This is a genomic window from Nocardia vinacea (assembly GCF_035920345.1).
GTDB lineage: Bacteria > Actinomycetota > Actinomycetes > Mycobacteriales > Mycobacteriaceae > Nocardia > Nocardia vinacea_A.
This window is the reverse complement of record NZ_CP109149.1, coordinates 371,360-389,631: the sequence shown is the minus strand read 5'-3', so window position 1 is coordinate 389,631 and position 18,272 is coordinate 371,360. Positions and strand designations below refer to the sequence as shown.

Sequence of the window (18,272 nt, the reverse complement as noted above, 5' to 3'; positions counted from 1 at the left end):
CTATCCGGATAGGTCCCGGTCGGCGATAGCCGGGCCGGCAGCGCTCAGCAGGTTCGACCCGAAACCCCGCGGGGGCCGTCAGCGAGACCGCGCAAAGGAATCCGGCTCGAGGCCGACCAACCCGAAAGGAACACCTCAATGACCTCCCTGCACGACCCGCTGACCCTGCCCTGCGGCCAGGTGCTCCCCAACCGGATCATGAAGGCCGCGCTGAGCGAAGCGCTGGGCAACAAGCAGAACTCCCCCGACGGCCGCCTGGAGCAGCTCTACGGGACCTGGAGCCAAGGCGGGTACGGCCTGCTCATCACCGGCAACGTCATGGTCGATCGCGCGCAACTCGGCGAGCCGGGCAACGTCGTCATCGAAGATGAGCGCGACCTCGACGCGCTCACCCGGTGGGCCAAGACCACCAAGGACGCGGGCGTCCCGATCTGGGTGCAGCTCAACCATCCGGGACGGCAGTCGAACCCGCTCGCTCTCGGGCACACCCCCGTCGCGCCCAGCCCGATCCCCCTCAACATGCCCGGCGCAACCACACCCCGTGAGCTGACACCCACCGAGATCGAGGACATCATCGAACGCTTCGCGGCCGCTGCGGCCGTGTGCGAGACGGCGGGTTTCGACGGCGTACAGGTGCACGGCGCCCACGGATACCTTGTGGCGCAGTTCCTTTCGCCGTTGTCGAACCAACGCGACGACGACTGGGGCGGTGACCCCGAACGACGCATGCGCTTCGCGCTCGAGGTCGTCCGCCGCATCCGCGCGCGAGTGTCACCCGGTTTCGCGGTGGGCATCAAGCTCAACTCGGCCGACTTCCAGCGCGGAGGGTTCACCGAGGAAGAATCCCGCGACGTCGTAGCGGCATTAGCGCGCGAGGGCCTCGACCTGATCGAGGTCAGCGGCGGAAGCTACGAGGAACCGGCCATGATGGGCACGGCCGCGGCCAGTACGCGGGCTCGGGAGGCCTACTTCCTGGAGTACGCCCGCACGGTCCGCGCCCTCGTCGGCGACATCCCGCTGGCGGTCACCGGCGGTTTCCGGTCCCGCACCGCGATGGACGATGCGGTTCGCTCCGGTGAGTGCGATGTCGTCGGCATCGGACGACCGACCGCGACGACGACCGACGCCGCCGACGTGATCCTCGCCGGACGCGCACCGGCCCTCACCGCCCACCGCGTGCAAGCCGGTATGCGCGGGATCCTGGGCAAGGTCACCGACCTCAAAGGGCTCGACGGATTCCTCGACCTCGGCTGGCACACCGACCAACTACACCGTGTGGGCGCCGGTCTGGCGCCGGATCTGGATCGGGGACGCATCGCCACCGCTCTCGCGCTGCTGCGCCGCAACGGCCGGGCGTCTCTCGGACCCCAGCGCGGCCTGTAAGTCGACACACCGACAAAAGTTAGGAGTCCGCGATGACTGCGATCAAAGACGCCGTCGTCCTTGTCACCGGCGGTAGCCGTGGCATCGGCAAGGCGATGGTCGAGCAGTTGTACGCCCGCGGCGCCCGCAAGGTTTATGCCACGGCCCGCAACCCGCGCAATCATCGCCGCGCAATATCCACAGCTGGCGAGCTGACACCGGACACTGCCAGGACCGCTTGACGCCCTGATCAGCGCGAAGCCGAGATGACGCCGCGAAAGTTCATCCCGTAGCCAACCAGTGAAGAGAGACCGCGACGATGAGCACGACATATAAGGACGCGCCCACCAAAACTATCGATGTCGGCGGAACGAGATTCGCATACCGGCAGCTCGGTACGAATAACGGCGTGCCAGTGATCTTCCTCAATCACTTAGGCGCGGTATTGGACAATTGGGATCCCCGCGTCGTCGATGGCATCGCCGCCGAACATCCGGTGATCACCTTCGACAACCGCGGCGTCGGCGCATCAGAAGGCAAGACTCCGAATTCGATAGCCGCGATGGCGCAAGATGCCATTGCCTTTATCCGGGCACTGCGCTTCGATCAGGTCGATCTCCTCGGATTCTCTTTGGGCGGATTCGTTTCGCAGGTGATTGTGCAACAACAACCACAGCTCGTTCGAAAGATCGTGCTCGCGGGCACCGGTCCAGCCGGCGGGGAAGGCATCGACAAGGTCACTTCGATCACAATCCGCGACATGACAAGGGCCACGCTGACCTTCAAAGATCCGAAAGAATATCTCTTCTTCACCAGAACCGCGAACGGCAAGGCGGCAGCTCGACAATTCGTGAAACGGCTGAAGGAACGCAGCTATGATCGCGACAAAGCGATTTCCCTCAGCGCCTTCCGCACCCAACTGAAGGCCATCAATTCTTGGGGGAAGCAGGAACCTGCCAACTTGTCCGGTATCCGACAGCCAGTCCTGGTGGCCAACGGCGAGGACGACAGGATGGTACCCACCCGTAACTCCTTCGACCTGGCTCAACGTCTGCCGAATGCCAAACTCAGAATCTATTCCGACGCCGGACACGGTGGCATATTCCAATACCACGACAAGTTCGTCGTTGAGGTGCTGAATTTCCTCGAGTCCTGAATTCTCTTAGACTAGTCTGGAAGACCGGGCGGACTGGCCCGATGTTCGACGTCACCTGGCGACAAGAGCCGATCCCCGAACCCGCGACCAATGGATTCGCAGTCTACGGCTGGCAAGTGCCTTCGATCAGGTTCGGGTATCTACATTTTCATACGTCTATCAGCACGAATATCTGTCAGCCACAAGACGCCGGATACGTTAGCATTCTGTGGGTCTCGGGCGGATTCGGATGAAAATGGAGAGTAGGCTTCGGTCTGTGGTTCAGGCCCGCACGGAAATGGACTTCGTATCGAGGTAGGCGCCGATACCCTCCGGCCCGAATTCGCGGCCGATGCCGCTGTTCTTGACACCGCCGAAGGGCGCGGCAGGGTCCATGGTGTAGGGCTGGTTGATGCCGAAGGTACCGGAACGGATGCGCAGGGCGACGGCCGAACCGCGATCGATATCGGCGGTCCACACGGAGCCGGACAGCCCATACTCGGTGGCATCGGCGATCTCCACGGCGTGGTCGTCGTCGGTGTAGGTCAGCACACTCAGAACCGGTCCGAAGACTTCCTCCCTGGCGATCCGCATCGAACTGTCGACATCGGCGAAGACGGTCGGCCGGATATACCAGCCGCGATCGACCGTATCCGGCAGCGCGGTGCCGCCGGTGAGCAGGCGCGCGCCCTGGTGCTGTGCGTTTTCGATATAGCCGCGGACACGGTGTTGCTGCCGTTGCGAGACCATCGGGCCCACCCGGGTCGCGGGATCGAAAGGGTCACCGACGGTGAGGTTTTCGACCTTGTCGACCAGGGCTTCGAGAAATGCGGAGCTGCGGTGCCGTGGCAGCAGTACCCGGGTCTGGGCCACGCATGCCTGGCCGCTGTTCATCAGTCCGGCGACGAGCATGCCTTCGGCGACATCGTCGGGATCGGCGTCGTCGAGTACCACGGCGGCGGATTTGCCACCGAGTTCGAGGCTGACCCGGCGCAGCGCGGCCCCGCACGTTTCGGCCACCTGTCGTCCGGCGGCGGTGGAGCCGGTGAAGGACACCTTGTCCACACCCGGGTGCGCGACGAGGTGACGGCCGGTGTCCTGGTCGCCGGGCAGAATGCTGACGACACCCGGTGGCAGGCCGAGTTCGTCGAGTAATTCGGCCATGTGGTAGGCGTCCAGCGGTGTCTCCGGCGAAGGTTTGAGCACGATCGTGCAGCCTGCGAGCAGGGCGGGGATCAACTTGGCGACGATGAGGAACATCGGCATATTCCAGGGGATGATCGCGGCCACCACACCGACGGGTTCGTGGACGACGAGGACATCGCCACCGAGGAATCCGGATCGCGTCTGCTGCCACGGGTAGTTCTCGGCGATATCCGCGAACGCGCGCATCATGACGCCGGGAAGCCGGGCGTGCGCCGATCGGGCGAAGGTGATCGGCGCACCCATTTCGGTGGTGATCAGCTGGGCGAGTTCATCTTCACGGGTGGTGTAGCGCTCGGCCAGCCGCCGAACCAGCGCGATCCGCTCGCTCGAATCGGTGCGCGGCCAGGGGCCCTCGTCGAAGGCCGTGCGGGCCGCGGACACCGCCCGATCGACATCCGTCGGCGTCGCGGCGGGGACACGGGCGACCACCCGCTCCGAATGCGGTGAGATCACGTCTATTCTGTCGGCGGTGGCCGGCGTCACCCACCGCCCGCCGATGAACAAATGCTCGTGTGTGTCCACGCGTATGCCTCGTGCTGGATCGTCTCGGCTACTCACAGTGTGGGTGCGGTGATGTCGCGGTAGAAGCGGACAATCGGGGGCGGGTCGACACACAAACCAACGGGCGGCGAGAACCCTCCTGCTTTAGTGGTCTCGGCAAGTCGTTCCTGCACGGCCGCGATGTCGTCGGCTTCGATCTCGTAGACCGCTACGAACGCGCCCTCGGTGACGGGGGCGAACCGTCGAGCGGAGACGATCCCATCGAGTCCCAGCATTTCCTTCATATGGATCTCGTCGTACCAACTGTTGAATGCCGCAGCGTCTTCGGGCGAGTTGGGCCGGGATTCGACGTAGAGGATTCCCTTGACCATGTGTTGCCTCCTGGTAGGTGTAGCGCTCAGCTGTTCTTGTGGATGTGGCCGTCCTTCATGACGAACCGCACGTCTTCGATGACGGAGATGTCGGCGGTGGGGTCGCCGGGTACCGCGATGATGTCGGCCAGCAGCCCCGGTGCCAGACGCCCACGGTCCTCGACGCCGATGAGTTCGGCGCTGGTGACCGTCGCCGCGCGCAATGCCTGCGCCGGTGTCATGCCGCGGTCGACCAGCGCCCACAGTTCTTTGGCGTTGTGGCCGTGCGGGACAGCGGGTGCGTCCGTGCCGCAGGCGATCTTGACCCCGGCGTGGATAGCCCTGCGTAGGGTTTCGCGAGCGCGGGGGAAGACCTCGGCGGCTTTCTTCTGCAGTGCCGGTGCGGCTTTGGAGATATCGAGGCCTTCGGACAGGTAGCTCGTCGGTACGAGGAAGGTACCGTGTTCGACCATCATGGCGATGGTGTCGTCGGTGGCCAGTGAGCCGTGTTCGATGCAGTCGACTCCGGCGCGGATGCAGGCACGAATTCCGGCATCACCGTGCGCGTGCGCGGCGACCCGAACCCCGGCACGGTGGGCTTCGTCGACGATCGCGACCAGTTCCTCATCCGAATACTGCTGAGCCCCGGCCACTGTGCCGTGTGACATCACCCCGCCGGATGCGGAGATCTTGATGACCTCTGCGCCGTATTTGATCTGGTACCGGACCGATTCGCGGACCTGCGGAACCCCGTTGGCGCGACCCTCCTCGACACTGAGCGGCATGATGTGCGGTGCGAGGCGTTGGAACATGGTCGGGTCGAGATGACCTCCGGTGGGGGTGATCGCGTGTCCTGCGGCGACGATGCGCGGCCCCTCGACCCAGCCCTGTTCGATGGCGCGGCCGAGGTCCACATCGAGCAGGTAGCCACCGGTCTTGACCATCAGACCGAGGTTGCGGACCGTGGTGAATCCGGCGTGCAAGGTGGTGCCTGCGTTCACCGTGGCCCGCAAGGTGCGATACACCGGATCGTCCTGCACGCCGTGCATCGGGTTCGGCAGCCCCGAGGGGTTGTCCGGGCCGCCGATGAGCAGGTTGACCTCCATATCCATCAACCCGGGCAGCAGCGTGAGCTCACCCAGGTCGATGACCTGCGCACGGGCGGGCAGCTCGGGCGGGTCGATCGCGGCGATGCGGTTGCCCTCGACGACGATCGCCGCCGAGGTATGCCGCTGCCCGGTCTCGACGTCGACCCAGGCCGCGGCCCGCAGCACGATCACCTGATCGTTCACAGGCCGGGCTCGATCACGCAGGTCAGCGATGCCGACCCGGTGTCGGGTATGCGTGGTTGACTCCACACTTCGACCGGGAAGGACACCTGGATCATCGAATACAGCAGGCACATCAGGTTTTTGGCGTCTTCGGGTATCTCGTCGATCGTGAATTTGTCGCAGTAGGCGAGCGCGTCCTCGGCGCGCGGGGTGATGGCGTCGTAGAACCGCTGCATATCGTCCATCGAACTGTCCAGGCGGCGGTGGTAGCGTTCGGTTTCGGTGGGCAGGCACCACAGTGCCGCATACGGTTCCAGGTCGGCGAATTCGCCGGGCAACAGTGTTTCGCTCATCGCCGGGCCTCCGCACGCTCGCGTTCGTAATCGCCGACCCAGTCGGCGGCGACCTTGTGCAGGTGCCGCAATAGGATCTCCTGATCGTTGAGTTGGAATGTCGTGACCGCACGGGATTCGAGCATGAGCTGCGTCGCCTCCAGCGTCGAAGAGTCTTGCAGCCCATACTCTTTGAAGGTGACCGCTGCCATTTCGTGCGCGACCCGATCGCGTGGGGTGCGGGCGGGCGGGAAGTACAGGTTGCCTTCGAAAATGTGGGCGTTGTAGGAGGTCGGCCAGTAGTGATAGGTCAGATACCAGCCGCCGGACCAGATGAGAATGACGAAGTTCGGCCACAGCTGGAAGGAGTCCAGGCCCCACGGGTCGCAGCCCGCCGGATTGAGCCCTTCGGGCATCGGGCCCAGATCGGGGACGTCCCACGGCCCGAACAGACCGCTGCGGGTGATGTCCTCCATGGGTTTACGCATGGTGGGATCGAGTTCCCAGGTGACGACGCCGGAGGTGCTGACGAGCCGGTGCGGTCCGTCGAGTTGGTAGTGCGGCGCCTCGAAACCGGCCTGCTGCGCGGCGACGGAGAAGTTGTCCGGAGTCTGCTTTCCGTGCAGAACGGGTGCGTGATAAAACTCCTGGAAAGCGTCCATGTACAGCTTCCAGTTCGCTCCGACCTCGGACCGGTACGAATAGCGCTCGGTGAGTCGATCGAACGGGTAGCCCTCCAGACCGGTCACCATCGGGCCCAGGAATTCTCGCAAACTCTGACGCGGCTCGGCGGCGAGGTTGACGAAGATGAATCCCGACCAGACCTCGCAGTGCACTTTCGCTAGGCCCAGATTTGCCTTGTCGAGGTCGAAGAACTCCTCTTCCTGCTGCACGAAGGCCAGTGCACCGTCGAGTCCGTAGCGCCAGCCGTGGTATTTGCAGGTGAACTGGCGACAGGTACCGGAGGTTTCCTCGCGCGGGATTTCGTTCCACACGAGTTTGTTGCCGCGGTGGCGGCAGATGTTGTGGAAGGCGTTGATTCCGCCGTCACGGTCGCGCACGATGATCACCGAGGTGTGCGCGGCGTGGATCTCCTTGGTGAAGTAGCTTCCAGTGCGCGGAAGTTGTTCTATGCGGCCGACGTTGAGCCAGGCGCGTTTGAAGATCGCTTCGCGTTCGAGTTCGAAGAACTCCGGCGAGATCGAGTCCTCGTACGACATCGGTTCGATGCCGAGCTCGGGATAGTGCTGCGTCCAGCTGCCCTCGGCGGGCTTGGGCCAACGAGGCATTGGTTTGACTCCTGAAATGGTCTGCGGAAGGGGTTATTCGATCGGTTCTTCACCAAGTACGGTGGTGCGCAGCATCTCTCGCGGTGAGTCCTGCGGATACGGGGCCGCACGGTGGATGACGCCCCGGTTGTCCCAGATCACGGTGTCACCGACCGACCACTCGTGCCGATAGACGCGCTCGGGTGCGGTACAGCGACGCAGCAGATCGTCCAGCAACGCGCGACTCTCGCTCTGGGGCAAGCCTATGACGTGGTCGGTCGACGCCCCGAGTACCAGTGAGCGACGTCCGGATTTGTGGGTCCAGATCAACGGGTGTTGCTTGGTCGGTCGGCGTCGCCACACGGCGAGTTGTTCCGGTGTCGGATCCGCGGTCACACCCCGCTGCGACGCCTCGAGCGAATGCACAACCCGCAACGGCGCGAGAAACTTCTGTTCCGCGGCACTCAGATTGTCGAAAGCCTTATAGGTGCTGGCGAATTCGGTTTCTCCGCCGATCGCCGCGACGGCCTTGGCGGTGAGCATAGTCGCCATCTGGGGGTAGGCATCGTCCTCTGGAGTGCAGCCGTCGATATGCCAGTCGAAGGTCGCACGCAGATAGCTCGCCGAGGAATTCTTTGTCGTGTCGAGGCTGACCCGGTATATGCCCTCGACCGGATGATGCCCGGGTGAGGTATCGACCTCGCCCAGTTTGCGGCAGAACGCCACCTGCGTCTCGGGATCCAGATGCAGGTCGCGGAATACCAGGACACCGTGCTGCTCCAGGATATCGAGGATTGTGTCAGGCAGCGACGGGTCGGTGAGTAACGTCCGGGGATCGACGCCGTGGACTTCGGCGCCGACATCGTGGCTGAGTTCGTCGATAGTGATCGTCATGAGGGTGTGGTCCTTCCGGCCATTGCCCGCTCGCGGCGGTGTGGCCGAGTTGGAGAAACAAGTCAGGGCCAGGGTTCGGCGACGCGTTCGAGTTGGGCGTCTGCGCTGTCGACGGGTTTGGGCTGCTTGAAGATCTCGATCGCCATCGCGACGGTCACCAGCGAATACACCATCCGCAGTAGTTGGATCGCGTCGTCGGGCAGGTCGTCGAGCGGAAATTTGTCGCAGTAGGTGATCGCGTCGTCCACGCGGGGAAAACACGCGTCGTAGAAAGCCTGCATCTCGGCCATCGACTTGTTCAGACGCTGCTTGTATCGTTCGGATTCGACGGGCAGACACCAGATTCGCGCGAAGGGCTCGAGTTCGGCGAAGGCCGGTGGCAGCAGTGTGGTTGTCATCGCGCACTCACCTGCGCCAGGTCGGTGCGGTATTCGTCGACCCAGTCCGCGACGGCCTTGTGGAAATGGCGCACGAGAATCTCCTGGTCGTTGACGGGGAAATGCGTCATCCCCACGGTTCGGTAGGCCGATTCCAAAGCTGTCTGCGTGCCGGTGAGCATGCCCGCGTCCTGGAGCGCGAATTCCTTGAACACCACCGAGGCGACCTCGTGCTCGACCCGCTCGCGAACCGTGCGTGCAGGCTGGAAGCAGAGCACGCCCTCGAAGCGGTGGCTGTTGTAGGAGGTCGGCCAATACCGGTACAGCAGATACCAGCCGCGGTAGATGAGAATCTCGATATTGGGGAAGATCTGGAAGTTGTCGATACCCCACGGATCGATCCGGCCGGGATTCAATCCCTTCGGCATCGGACCCAGATCGGGGGATTCCCACGGCCCCACCAGGCCGCTTCGAGTGACCCGCTCGATCGGATACATGAACTCCGCGGGCATCGTCCAGCGCCGCGCGCCGCCGGTCGACACCATCCGGTGCGGGCCGTCGACCTGGAAATGCGCGCACTCGAAACCCTTTCCCGGGGTCCGCACCGCACTGGGCACCTGCTGGGAATGCAGGCCGGGAACGTGGTAGTACTCCTGGAACGCGTCGGCGAACAGTTTCCAGTTACTCTGATTGTCCGCCTTGAATTCGTACCATTCGGTCATCTTGTCGAACGGGTAACCATCCAGATCGGTGATCATCGGGCCGAGGAATTCCCGCAGCGTCTGTCGCGGTTCGGCATCGAGGTTGACGAAGATGAACCCCGCCCACACCTCGCAATGCACCGCCGCGAGCCCGAGATCCTTCTTGTCCAGGTCGAAGAACTCACCCTCCTGCTGCACGAAGGCGAGCGACCCGTCGAGTCCGTAGCGCCAACCGTGGTATTTACAGGTGAACTGCCGACACGTGCCCGACGTTTCTTCCCAGGGGAATTCGTTCCACACGAGTTTGTTGCCGCGATGGCGGCACACATTGTGCTGCGCACGGATACTCCCGTCGCGGTCACGCACAACGATGATCGACGTGCGGGCAACATCGAGTTCCTTGGTGAAATAGCTACCGGTACGGGGCAACTGCTCGATCCGGCCGACATTGAGCCAGGCACGTTTGAAGATCGCCTCGCGCTCGAGTTCGAAGAATTCGGGCGAGACCGAGTCCTCGAACGACATCATGCCGGTCCCCAGCTCCGGATAGTGCTGAGTCCAGCTGCCTTCGGCAGGCTTGGGCCAAAGGCGCTGGGGCGCCGGTTCGCTGACGAGTTCACTCACGACTGCACCTCGCTGGCGCTCGGCTCCGTCGTGCGCGAAAGCACACTGTGTTGATGGTTCACTCGCTGACGCTCGCTCACGGTTGTTCCTCCATTTCCGGGAGTTCGGACGGTCGTGGCCGGTCGATTTCCGGGTCCGGTTGCAGGGCAACGCTGTTGAACACCATCGCCAGGCACAGGTACGAGCCGGCGACGAACAGCAATTCGATCAGCTGACGTTCATCGAAATGGCGCGCCAGCTCGGTCCAGGTGCGGTCGGTGACGCAGTGGCGTTCCAACAGCTCGTCGGTCGTGGTCAGCAGCAGCCGTTGCACGGGTGACCACCCCGGTGCGGCCGGGCCGTGACGCACTGCCCTGATCTGGTGCTCGTCGAGCCCCAGACCGGCGGCCATCCGAGCGTGCTGGCTCCACTCGTAGTCCGAGCCGCTGCGCCACGCCACACGCAGGATCACCAGTTCCCGGTCCAACGGATCCAGCGCGGGACGCTCGAGCAGCAGACCGTTGAAGGCCAGCCACGCCGAAGCCAATTCGGTGTGATGTGCGAAAACCCCCAGAATATTGGGCATCCGTGGCGCGTCCGGTTCGCCCGACAGATACCGGTCCGCCGCTCCGACATGCCCGCACAGCATCGCGATCGTGCGTTCGTCCCATTCGTGCACCGGTAGCGGCACCAGACGCGGGGCCGTGGCTTCGGTCATATCACCGACCCGCCGTTCACGCCGAGTATCTGGCCGGTGATGTAGCCGGCCTGGTCGGAGCACAAGAACAGGCAGGCAGCGGCGATATCGTCTCCGGTGCCCAGATGTCCGACCGGGATTGCTTTTGCCATCACGGAGTTATCCGGCAGGTTTCCGGCTGCCTGCGACTGCCGTTGCATGGGCGTGTCGATTCCCGACGGCGGGATGGTGTTGACAGTGATCCCACTCGCGGCGTACTCGCGCGCAAGGCCCTTGGTCATCGCCACCACAGCACCTTTGGCTGCGGTGTAGTGCACCATCCCCGGCGATCCGCGTTGCGCACTCGACGAGGAAATGGTCACGATCCTGCCCCACCCCGCGGCGACCATATCCGGAATGACGGCTTGCGTGCAGTGGAAGACGCCGTTGAGATTCACGTCGACGACCCGGTTCCACGCCTCGGGCGAAATCTCGGTGAACGGCGAGAAACCGACCAACCCCGCACTGGTGACCAGGATTTCGATCGCACCGAATTCGGCGCGCACCTTGCGCATCGCCGCACCGACCGCCTCGCGATCGGTGACATCGACCGCACAGGCGATCGCCGCGCCGTCGGCGGCACGCAACTGTTCGGCGGCCCGCTGAGCGGCGCCACCATCGATGTCGAGAACCGCGACCCGGTACCCGCCGGCAGCGAACGCCGCACAGATCGATAACCCCATCCCCGAGGCTCCGCCGGTCACCACCGCGACCCGCGGGCGCTTCGCCGGACGCCGGTCGACACCCTCGCGGTCGGTAACCGCGACGGTGCCCGTCATCGGGGATCACCGTGGATACGAGGATCAGCGAGAACGCCAGCATCACGGCGGTCGATTACTGCAACACAACGACTTTCATTTTCCTGCGCGATACACCTCAGCTCGGTGCAGGCAACGACCGCGCTCGAAAGGCGGGTCTCGCCAGTGCCTCGTTCACACCTCTCGCCGATCAAGTTGTGGTACTCGAGTCCTCCGGCTGGCACGCCACGAACATCTCCCGCGCCAGCGCGGGCGGTGCGGATCCACAGCGGAGGCCGTCGTACCGCCGAGATGAGAGTAGGGAGATATGCCACGCGCGACACCACATTCTTCGTTCGGCCCGACAGCGATCGAGGTTGCGCCGGGGACATCGAATGACCGCGAAGACCCACATCAGAGGCCTTAAGCGACTGATTAATTCAATCAGGTGATTAAGATATACGTGACCTGGTTCACCGCTGTCAAGCGACTTGCGAAAGCACGGTCGCCGACCCATCGGCCGCCTCGATCGCGGCCGGAGACCGAACGGGCAAGAGCGCGCGTTACCTTCTATTTGCGCAACCACGAACCACACGATCGCGACGACACCACAGGCTTCGTGCCTCACACACCTGGGAGGCCAACACCATGAAGCCCGCTCGCGCATCCGACGCCGAGGACTCACCGACACGAAGCGCCCTGCTCGACGCCGCCGAGCAAATCATGCGGGAAGAGGGCTACGCGGCGGTCAGCACCCGGCGCGTGGCCGCACGCGCGGAAGCGAATTCCGCCCTGTATCACTACTACTTCGGCAATATGGACAATCTGTTCATCGAACTGTTCCGCCGCGGAGCCGACCGCAGCTACCAACGCCAACTCGAGGCACTGGCCTCACCTCAGCCACTGTGGGCCTTGTGGGAAGCCATCCACGACCAATCCCACACCGCGTTGACCATGGAATTCGTCGCGCTGGCCAACCACCGCAAGGCCATCCGCACCGAGATCGCCAACTCCTCCCGACGCTTCCGCGCCATGCAACTCGACGCCGTCACCAAGGTTCTCGGCGACTACGGCCCCGCCGCCGAAACCTACACCCCGGGAGCACTGGTCCTACTCATGTCCAGCGTGTCGCGTTTCCTGCGTATGGAAGAAGCGTTCGACGTCGATACCGCACACGACGAGGCAATCGAGCTGATCGAATCCTTCCTGCGTGATGTCGAAGGCGAACGACGCCAACCCACATCGCCGTAGGGCCGCCAACCGTCACGGCGCTGAGTCCACGCCGCATCGCATCGGAGGCAAGAGCCGCACCCGCTACCGCACTCGAACTCCTCTCATCGCTACCGCGGTTTCGGTGCGGCGAGTTCCCTGAGGGAAGACAAAAAGAACTCATCCATCCGCGGGCTCAAATCGCTCAGGGTCGCGGCGCTGGCATAGCTGACGGAACCGAAGACGCGTTCGAGGGCATCGGTACCGGTGGTGGCGCCGATCGAAAGGCAGAGGCAGGCGACACCGTCGGCGCGGAGTTCTTCGAGTGCCTTGTGGGCATCGGCTTCGGCGTAGCGGCCCTCGTAGCCATCGTCATAGGGAAAGCCGTCCGAAAGGACCACCAGCAGCCGGTTTTCAGTGCCTGCTTCAGTTTTGAGGATTTCGCCCGCACCGCGGATGCCTGCACCCAGGCGCGTGTAGTTCGATGGTTGGAGCTGGTTGAGCCGGGCTCGCCCGACCGCGCCGAAACGCTGTCCGAACGTCTTGATCGCCGGTAGATGAACAGCGTGGCGCCCCTGTGAGCGAAACGCGTAGACCGCGACGCGGTCGCCGAGCTCTTCGAGCGTAACGGCCAATGTCGCGGCTGCCCGCCGCTGGTGGTCGTGTACAGCAAGGCCTTCGGTATCGGTATCGGTGGCCGACCCGGAGGCATCGAGCAGAATGAGGACGCCGAGATTACGCCCGAGTTTGCGGCGTTCCAGATAGATGTTTTCCGGCGACGAGTAGCCCGAACGCAGATCGACGAACATATCGATGAGCGCCTCGATATCGAGCTCGTCGCCATCGGGACGGCCGCGCAGAACCTTGGGGCCCAGGCCGATTCGCGACAAGCGTCGCCGGAGCACGTCGTCGAGCGGAACACCGGCCGCGGAGATATCGGCGGCGACTGTCAGCGGGAAGTCGATGACCCGGCACCACTCGGGCCGATACCGATGGTTGTGGACATCCCACTCCGGATAAAGCGCTCCACCTACGCCCAGCGTGGCGCCGGGCTTGCCGTCATCGGTGAACTGGATCCGTGTTGGCAGCGGCCGGGCATCGACTCCCACCTGGTGCACCCGTCGAACGGCACGAACCTGCATCTCCGCACCAGCGGAGCCATCCCCGGGTGCCCGGGAGTTGCCGAACAGCTTGCGGAGTTTGTCCGACAGCGCCCGCGAGTTGAACAGCGGATTTTCGAACAATGCGAGAATCTTGCTCCTCCCGGACTGCTCACTGCCATCGTCGTCGGCCTCGGGTAAGTCGATCGGATCGAATTCCAAGCGCAGCTCTTTGTTCGTGGCCCGCGCGCCCGGTGCGGCACGGCGTGCCAGCAATCGGGAGGGCTTGATGGCACCGAACCACTCCGGTGGGTCGGCCACCGGTACTCGGCCTCCGGCCACCTCGAGCGACTCCTCGGCGCTCGAGGTGGCCGGAGGCTCGTGCGGACCGAGCCCAGCTGCGAGTGGAATCCGCTCGGCGAGGTCGACGATCACTCGCCGACCTTCCAGCGCCAGGTAGCGCCGCGCCACCGCCGGACGGGCCCGAAGCGCATTCACCAATCGCTGATCCAGACTCCCCGCACCGAGCAGCGCGGTCTGGAGCAGCATCTCGCGGCGCTGCTCGGCGACCGAGCGGCCCGCTGAGACGAAGATGATCTGGCCGTTGGTGTAAGCAGGCTGACCAGCCGGTGCCTCCGCAACTTCGACAGCGCGGCCGGCGATGAAGGTGGCAAGGAGGCGAAACCGGTCGTGGCGGTTCGGATTGGAAACGTTCATGGTCGCGGCAGGACGGCGTCGATGAGTTCGCCGAGGGCACGGACGACATCCTGATCGTCCGAGAGCACTTGGACAACGGCCGACCGCACCGCACTGCGCAGGCTCAGCCCTTCAGCGACCAGACCGCCCGCGAGGATCAACAACCGGGTGGAGGCCACTTCACGCAGCGGTGAGCCATCCAAGTTTCGAATGGCGTGACCGAGTTCGACCAGCGCTGTCGCGGTCTCCGATCCGATCCCGGCTTCGACGGCGACAACTTCGGTCTCGACCTCGGCGGGCGGGAAGTCGAGTTCGATGGCAACGAAACGCTGGCGGGTCGACTCTTTGAGGCTCTTCAGGACGCTCTGGTAGCCGGGATTGTAGGAGATGACCAGCTGGAAGTCGGGGGCCGCCCGCAGTGTCGTGCCGAGTCGATCGATCGGCAGTTCACGGCGGTGATCGGCGAGCGGATGAATGACCACGGTGGTGTCCTGGCGCGCCTCGACCACCTCGTCCAGATAGAAGATGGCGCCCTCGCGCACGGCCCGGGTCAACGGGCCGTCCACCCAGACCGTTTCCCCACCCTTTAGCAGGAAACGGCCAACCAGGTCCGCCGAGGTCATGTCCTCGTGGCCCGCGGCGGTAATCAGCTCGCGCCCGAGTTCGTGGGCCATGGCCTCCACGAAGCGTGTCTTCCCGCATCCTGTTGGGCCCTTCAACAGTACTGGCGAACCGCGTCGGGCCGCGGCCCGAAAGACTGCTACCTCGTCGCCGACCGGCCGGTAGAACGGTGCTTCCAAAACCGGGAGTACAGCGGTGGATTGACTGGTCGACATACTAATTTCCTCGCTCGAATGGAACGACTTCCGGAAGCTCTGCACCCTCAGGGAGAACGAGCCGGCCTTCCGGATTGATGTAGCCGGTGTTCTTGCCGGGGATCGGCAGAACAGGGTCAGGACAGAGGCGCCCTGTCCCTTCACCGCAGATGCCCATGTCGAAGTACGAACGCTTCTGGATGTCCTCGGGCCAGGGATCGGCGTGCATGGCGAACCACTGCGCGGGAAGGTTGTAGAACACGAAGAAGAACAGACTGCATGCCGCGAAAATGGCCAGGAAACGCGTAGCCTGCTGCTTCACGGCCCCGCCCTGGATCCGTTCCAGTCCTCGTTCGACGAAGCTCCGGCCACGATCGTCGGTGAAATAACGCAGGGCGCACAGACCTGCCTGGACACCTCCCCACATGAGTCCTTCATAGATCGGCCATTGGTAGTAGGTGCCGGCATTGACCGACAGGGATTGAATTGCGCCGGGGTAAGTGAAAAGTCCCGTCGGCATCAGGAAGAAGCCCTCGATGACTAGATCGAAGAAGAACGTCCACACGATGAGAACGCCGATCAATCCGAGGTTGCTGATATTCGGCCACTTCAACTTCGCACGGCGCATGATCCAACATCCGAGGATCGTGCACAGCAGAACTCCGTAGGAATAACCCGCCGCATTCATCAACAACGGTTCGGCCATCATCTGGCCCGGTTCGGCATACGAGCGCCAACCCGGAATGTGGGCCACCCATGATCCCCGATTGAACATCCAGGTGTTGTAGGTACTCCACGTGTTGAAGTAGTTCAGGAGCGGATCCTGGAAGAACAGCAGGCCGCAGGCGACCAGGAGCATGCCGTCGAGCGTGATCCGCCGCTCACGCCGCCAGGGCCTGATGATGAAGTAGTAGACGCCGATCGGCCAGCCGACCAGGATCACGGCCGTCCACGTGATGAGGATCGTCTTCATCCACGTCGGCGGGTCACTGGGCCCTGTGGGCACCCGCACGAAAAATGGTCCCGACACCCAGCGGATCCACACGTACACCTGGAACGCCAGGATCAAGCCCCCGACGATCGCCCAGATCCGGACGGGCTTGCTCGTGGACTGAGCTTTGGCACCCAATGAGGCGACTCCGCCGATCTCCTCGGTGACGGTGGCCGCCTTCTTCCTGTCCAGTGGCCCGCTCATCGCGCCGCCTGCTTCGGGATCGTCGTGGTCCAACCCACACGGATCCGCTCGAAGAGCGGACACCTTTCAGCTGTCACCTCGGTGTCGGCGTAGCTGTCTGTCGTCGATGAGGCAGTCATCGTCGCCCTCCTTCAGTAGCCTGTCGTCCGAAAATATACCAGTAAGAATCTAAGCGTCGGAATAGTTTCTTAGATTCATGGCATACTCGCTGACATGGCTGAGCGATGGACGAGGGAGCGACGACTCGAGCGCACCCGGTCGCTCCTGCTGGATGCCGCGCAAGAGGTGTTTGCCGAAAAAGGGTTCACGGCGGCAACCCTCGATGACATCGCTCATGCGGCGGGCTACACCAAAGGCGCCATATACAAGCACTTCCCCACGAAGGAAGAACTCTTCCTAGCGGTGAGCGACCGGTACTGGCAGCGCTACTTCGATACATTCACCGAACTGCTATCGGCAGCAAGCCAGGTGGGAGCGCACGAACTCGACCAAGTCGCCCAGCGGTGGCGCCAACTCGCTGAAGACCGCGGCGCCGAGTCCGCCGCGCTGGGCTACGAATTCACTCTGTACCTGTTGCGCAACCCCGAGGCCCGGGAACGAGTCGCAACCAAACGAGTCGAGGTCGCCGAAGCCCTGGCACGATTCATCGTCGAGGGCCTCGATCGAATCGGCGCGACCCTGCTGATTCCCCCACTGACGTTCGCCCGCGTGCTCATCGCCACCACCGACTCGGTCGCGCTGGGAACCCAACTCGATGACGTCGACCTCTACCGACCAACCCTCGAAATGTACATGTCGGCAATCAAACTGCCCTGACGCCGGTTCATCTCCGACGTACACCATGACGGCGACCGACGAGCCAGATCGAGAACCCGCGTGATGGTCTCGCGTGATACCGGTTCCGGCAGGAAACCGCGGCAGCTCCACCGGTCTGCCAGCAGCCGGGTCGTGAAGGTCATCATCGGCTAGGCCATCGGAGTGTGAACCGCCGCTGCGGTCGGTTTCCGCTACCGGATCGATGAGCCGATACCCAAGCCTCCGTCGACGTCGAGTACTACTCCGCTGACGTATCCGGCGGCCGGTGAGCACAGGTAGGCGGCGGCCTCGGCGATGTCTTGGGGCTGTCCGGTCTTGCGTTGGGGCACTTTGACGATCAGCTTTTCGCGGGCCGCGGTGTTCATCGAAGCGAGCATGGGTGTTTCGATGAGGCCGGGGGCGATGGCATTGGCGGTAATGCCCTGGCGGGCGGTTTCGAGTGCGAGGGTGCGGGTGAGTCCGACGATGCCCGCTTTGGCGGCGACGTAGTTGGCTTGGCCGAAGTTGCCGCGCCAGCTCATCGAGGAGAACGAGACGATCCGGCCGTAGTTGCGTGATCGCATGTGCGGCAACACCGCTCGGGCGCAGAAGAAGGCCCCCGAGAGGGAGACATCCAATACCGAGTGCCAGTCGGTGTCGTCGATGTCCTCGATCCGGTTGTCGCGGATGATTCCGGCGTTGTTGACCAGGACATCGATACGGCCGTGCGCACGGACGACGGCTTCGATCCAGGCGTTGACATCTTCCGAGGAGGTGACGTCGACCGGATGTGCCAGGCAGGTGCGTCCGAATTCCTTTTCCAGGCGGTCAGCGAGGTCACGGGCGGCGACGTCGTTGACGTCACCGATGGCTACGATTGCTCCTTCGGCCGCGAATCGCTCGGCCATGCCCGCGCCGAGCCCTTGGGCTCCGCCGGTCACGAGGACGACTTGATCGGTGTAGCGGTTCATTGCACTCCCAGGAATGTG

Annotated in this window: 20 protein-coding genes; 5 read left to right on the top strand and 15 right to left on the bottom strand. The window is 63.7% G+C overall.

The annotated features are described in order from the left end of the window. Positions 1 to 138 precede the first annotated feature (138 nt). The 3 genes from OIE68_RS01770 to OIE68_RS01760 all read left to right on the top strand — a co-directional run bounded on the left by OIE68_RS01770 (position 139) and on the right by OIE68_RS01760 (position 2,518). Entirely contained in the window at positions 139 to 1,383 is a 1,245-nt protein-coding gene (locus OIE68_RS01770) for an NADH:flavin oxidoreductase/NADH oxidase family protein (RefSeq protein ID WP_327097632.1), read from the top strand. Between the two features lie 32 nt (positions 1,384 to 1,415). Then, entirely contained in the window at positions 1,416 to 1,604 is a 189-nt protein-coding gene (locus OIE68_RS01765) for an SDR family NAD(P)-dependent oxidoreductase (RefSeq protein WP_419150664.1), read from the top strand. Positions 1,605 to 1,681: 77 nt separating this feature from the next. Next, on the top strand, positions 1,682 to 2,518 hold the full coding sequence (locus tag OIE68_RS01760; protein ID WP_327097631.1) for an alpha/beta hydrolase: 837 nt from the start codon (positions 1,682 to 1,684) through the stop codon (positions 2,516 to 2,518). Positions 2,519 to 2,779: 261 nt separating this feature from the next. Here OIE68_RS01760 and OIE68_RS01755 read toward each other — a convergent pair whose 3' ends face one another. The 10 genes from OIE68_RS01755 to OIE68_RS01710 all read right to left on the bottom strand — a co-directional run bounded on the left by OIE68_RS01755 (position 2,780) and on the right by OIE68_RS01710 (position 11,515). After that, positions 2,780 to 4,225, bottom strand: coding sequence for an aldehyde dehydrogenase (locus OIE68_RS01755; protein WP_419150663.1), 1,446 nt, complete (start codon positions 4,223 to 4,225; stop codon positions 2,780 to 2,782). A gap of 32 nt (positions 4,226 to 4,257) precedes the next feature. Beyond that, positions 4,258 to 4,575, bottom strand: a complete 318-nt coding sequence (locus OIE68_RS01750; RefSeq protein ID WP_327097630.1) for a hypothetical protein — start codon at positions 4,573 to 4,575, stop codon at positions 4,258 to 4,260. A gap of 26 nt (positions 4,576 to 4,601) precedes the next feature. After that, positions 4,602 to 5,846: an amidohydrolase family protein gene (locus tag OIE68_RS01745; RefSeq protein ID WP_327097629.1), complete on the bottom strand. Its 1,245-nt coding sequence runs from the start codon at positions 5,844 to 5,846 to the stop codon at positions 4,602 to 4,604. Further along, on the bottom strand, positions 5,843 to 6,178 hold the full coding sequence (locus OIE68_RS01740; RefSeq protein WP_327097628.1) for a hypothetical protein: 336 nt from the start codon (positions 6,176 to 6,178) through the stop codon (positions 5,843 to 5,845). The genes OIE68_RS01745 and OIE68_RS01740 overlap by 4 nt, the downstream gene beginning before the upstream one ends. Beyond that, positions 6,175 to 7,446: an aromatic ring-hydroxylating dioxygenase subunit alpha gene (locus OIE68_RS01735; RefSeq protein ID WP_327097627.1), complete on the bottom strand. Its 1,272-nt coding sequence runs from the start codon at positions 7,444 to 7,446 to the stop codon at positions 6,175 to 6,177. Before OIE68_RS01735 ends, OIE68_RS01740 begins: the two co-directional genes overlap by 4 nt. A gap of 33 nt (positions 7,447 to 7,479) precedes the next feature. After that, positions 7,480 to 8,319, bottom strand: coding sequence for a TauD/TfdA family dioxygenase (locus OIE68_RS01730; RefSeq protein WP_327097626.1), 840 nt, complete (start codon positions 8,317 to 8,319; stop codon positions 7,480 to 7,482). Positions 8,320 to 8,381: 62 nt separating this feature from the next. Then, positions 8,382 to 8,717, bottom strand: coding sequence for a hypothetical protein (locus OIE68_RS01725; RefSeq protein WP_327097625.1), 336 nt, complete (start codon positions 8,715 to 8,717; stop codon positions 8,382 to 8,384). After that, positions 8,714 to 10,021 carry an aromatic ring-hydroxylating dioxygenase subunit alpha gene (locus tag OIE68_RS01720; RefSeq protein WP_327097624.1) on the bottom strand — a complete coding sequence of 436 codons (1,308 nt, stop codon included), beginning with the start codon at positions 10,019 to 10,021 and terminating at the stop codon, positions 8,714 to 8,716. Before OIE68_RS01720 ends, OIE68_RS01725 begins: the two co-directional genes overlap by 4 nt. Positions 10,022 to 10,097: 76 nt before the next feature. Beyond that, positions 10,098 to 10,718, bottom strand: coding sequence for a carboxymuconolactone decarboxylase family protein (locus tag OIE68_RS01715; protein ID WP_327097623.1), 621 nt, complete (start codon positions 10,716 to 10,718; stop codon positions 10,098 to 10,100). Next, positions 10,715 to 11,515: an SDR family NAD(P)-dependent oxidoreductase gene (locus OIE68_RS01710; protein ID WP_327097622.1), complete on the bottom strand. Its 801-nt coding sequence runs from the start codon at positions 11,513 to 11,515 to the stop codon at positions 10,715 to 10,717. Before OIE68_RS01710 ends, OIE68_RS01715 begins: the two co-directional genes overlap by 4 nt. A gap of 606 nt (positions 11,516 to 12,121) precedes the next feature. Here OIE68_RS01710 and OIE68_RS01705 point away from each other — a divergent pair. After that, positions 12,122 to 12,724 carry a helix-turn-helix domain-containing protein gene (locus tag OIE68_RS01705; RefSeq protein WP_327097621.1) on the top strand — a complete coding sequence of 201 codons (603 nt, stop codon included), beginning with the start codon at positions 12,122 to 12,124 and terminating at the stop codon, positions 12,722 to 12,724. Between the two features lie 89 nt (positions 12,725 to 12,813). Here OIE68_RS01705 and OIE68_RS01700 read toward each other — a convergent pair whose 3' ends face one another. The 3 genes from OIE68_RS01700 to OIE68_RS01690 are packed head-to-tail and all read right to left on the bottom strand — an operon-like array spanning position 12,814 to position 16,488. Continuing rightward, on the bottom strand, positions 12,814 to 14,499 hold the full coding sequence (locus tag OIE68_RS01700) for a nitric oxide reductase activation protein NorD (protein WP_327097620.1): 1,686 nt from the start codon (positions 14,497 to 14,499) through the stop codon (positions 12,814 to 12,816). Next, positions 14,496 to 15,314, bottom strand: coding sequence for a CbbQ/NirQ/NorQ/GpvN family protein (locus OIE68_RS01695; protein ID WP_327097619.1), 819 nt, complete (start codon positions 15,312 to 15,314; stop codon positions 14,496 to 14,498). The genes OIE68_RS01700 and OIE68_RS01695 overlap by 4 nt, the downstream gene beginning before the upstream one ends. A gap of 1 nt (position 15,315) precedes the next feature. Further along, positions 15,316 to 16,488, bottom strand: coding sequence for a spirocyclase AveC family protein (locus OIE68_RS01690; RefSeq protein ID WP_327101550.1), 1,173 nt, complete (start codon positions 16,486 to 16,488; stop codon positions 15,316 to 15,318). Positions 16,489 to 16,701: 213 nt separating this feature from the next. On the opposite strand from OIE68_RS01690, the gene OIE68_RS01685 reads away from it, so the two are divergent. After that, entirely contained in the window at positions 16,702 to 17,304 is a 603-nt protein-coding gene (locus OIE68_RS01685; protein WP_327097618.1) for a TetR/AcrR family transcriptional regulator, read from the top strand. Here OIE68_RS01685 and OIE68_RS01680 read toward each other — a convergent pair. After that, on the bottom strand, positions 17,256 to 17,447 hold the full coding sequence (locus tag OIE68_RS01680) for a nitroreductase family protein (protein WP_327097617.1): 192 nt from the start codon (positions 17,445 to 17,447) through the stop codon (positions 17,256 to 17,258). The two genes, OIE68_RS01685 and OIE68_RS01680, sit on opposite strands and share 49 nt — an antisense overlap. 48 nt (positions 17,448 to 17,495) lie before the next feature. After that, positions 17,496 to 18,254 carry an SDR family NAD(P)-dependent oxidoreductase gene (locus OIE68_RS01675; RefSeq protein ID WP_327097616.1) on the bottom strand — a complete coding sequence of 253 codons (759 nt, stop codon included), beginning with the start codon at positions 18,252 to 18,254 and terminating at the stop codon, positions 17,496 to 17,498. Between the last annotated feature and the right edge of the window lie 18 nt (positions 18,255 to 18,272).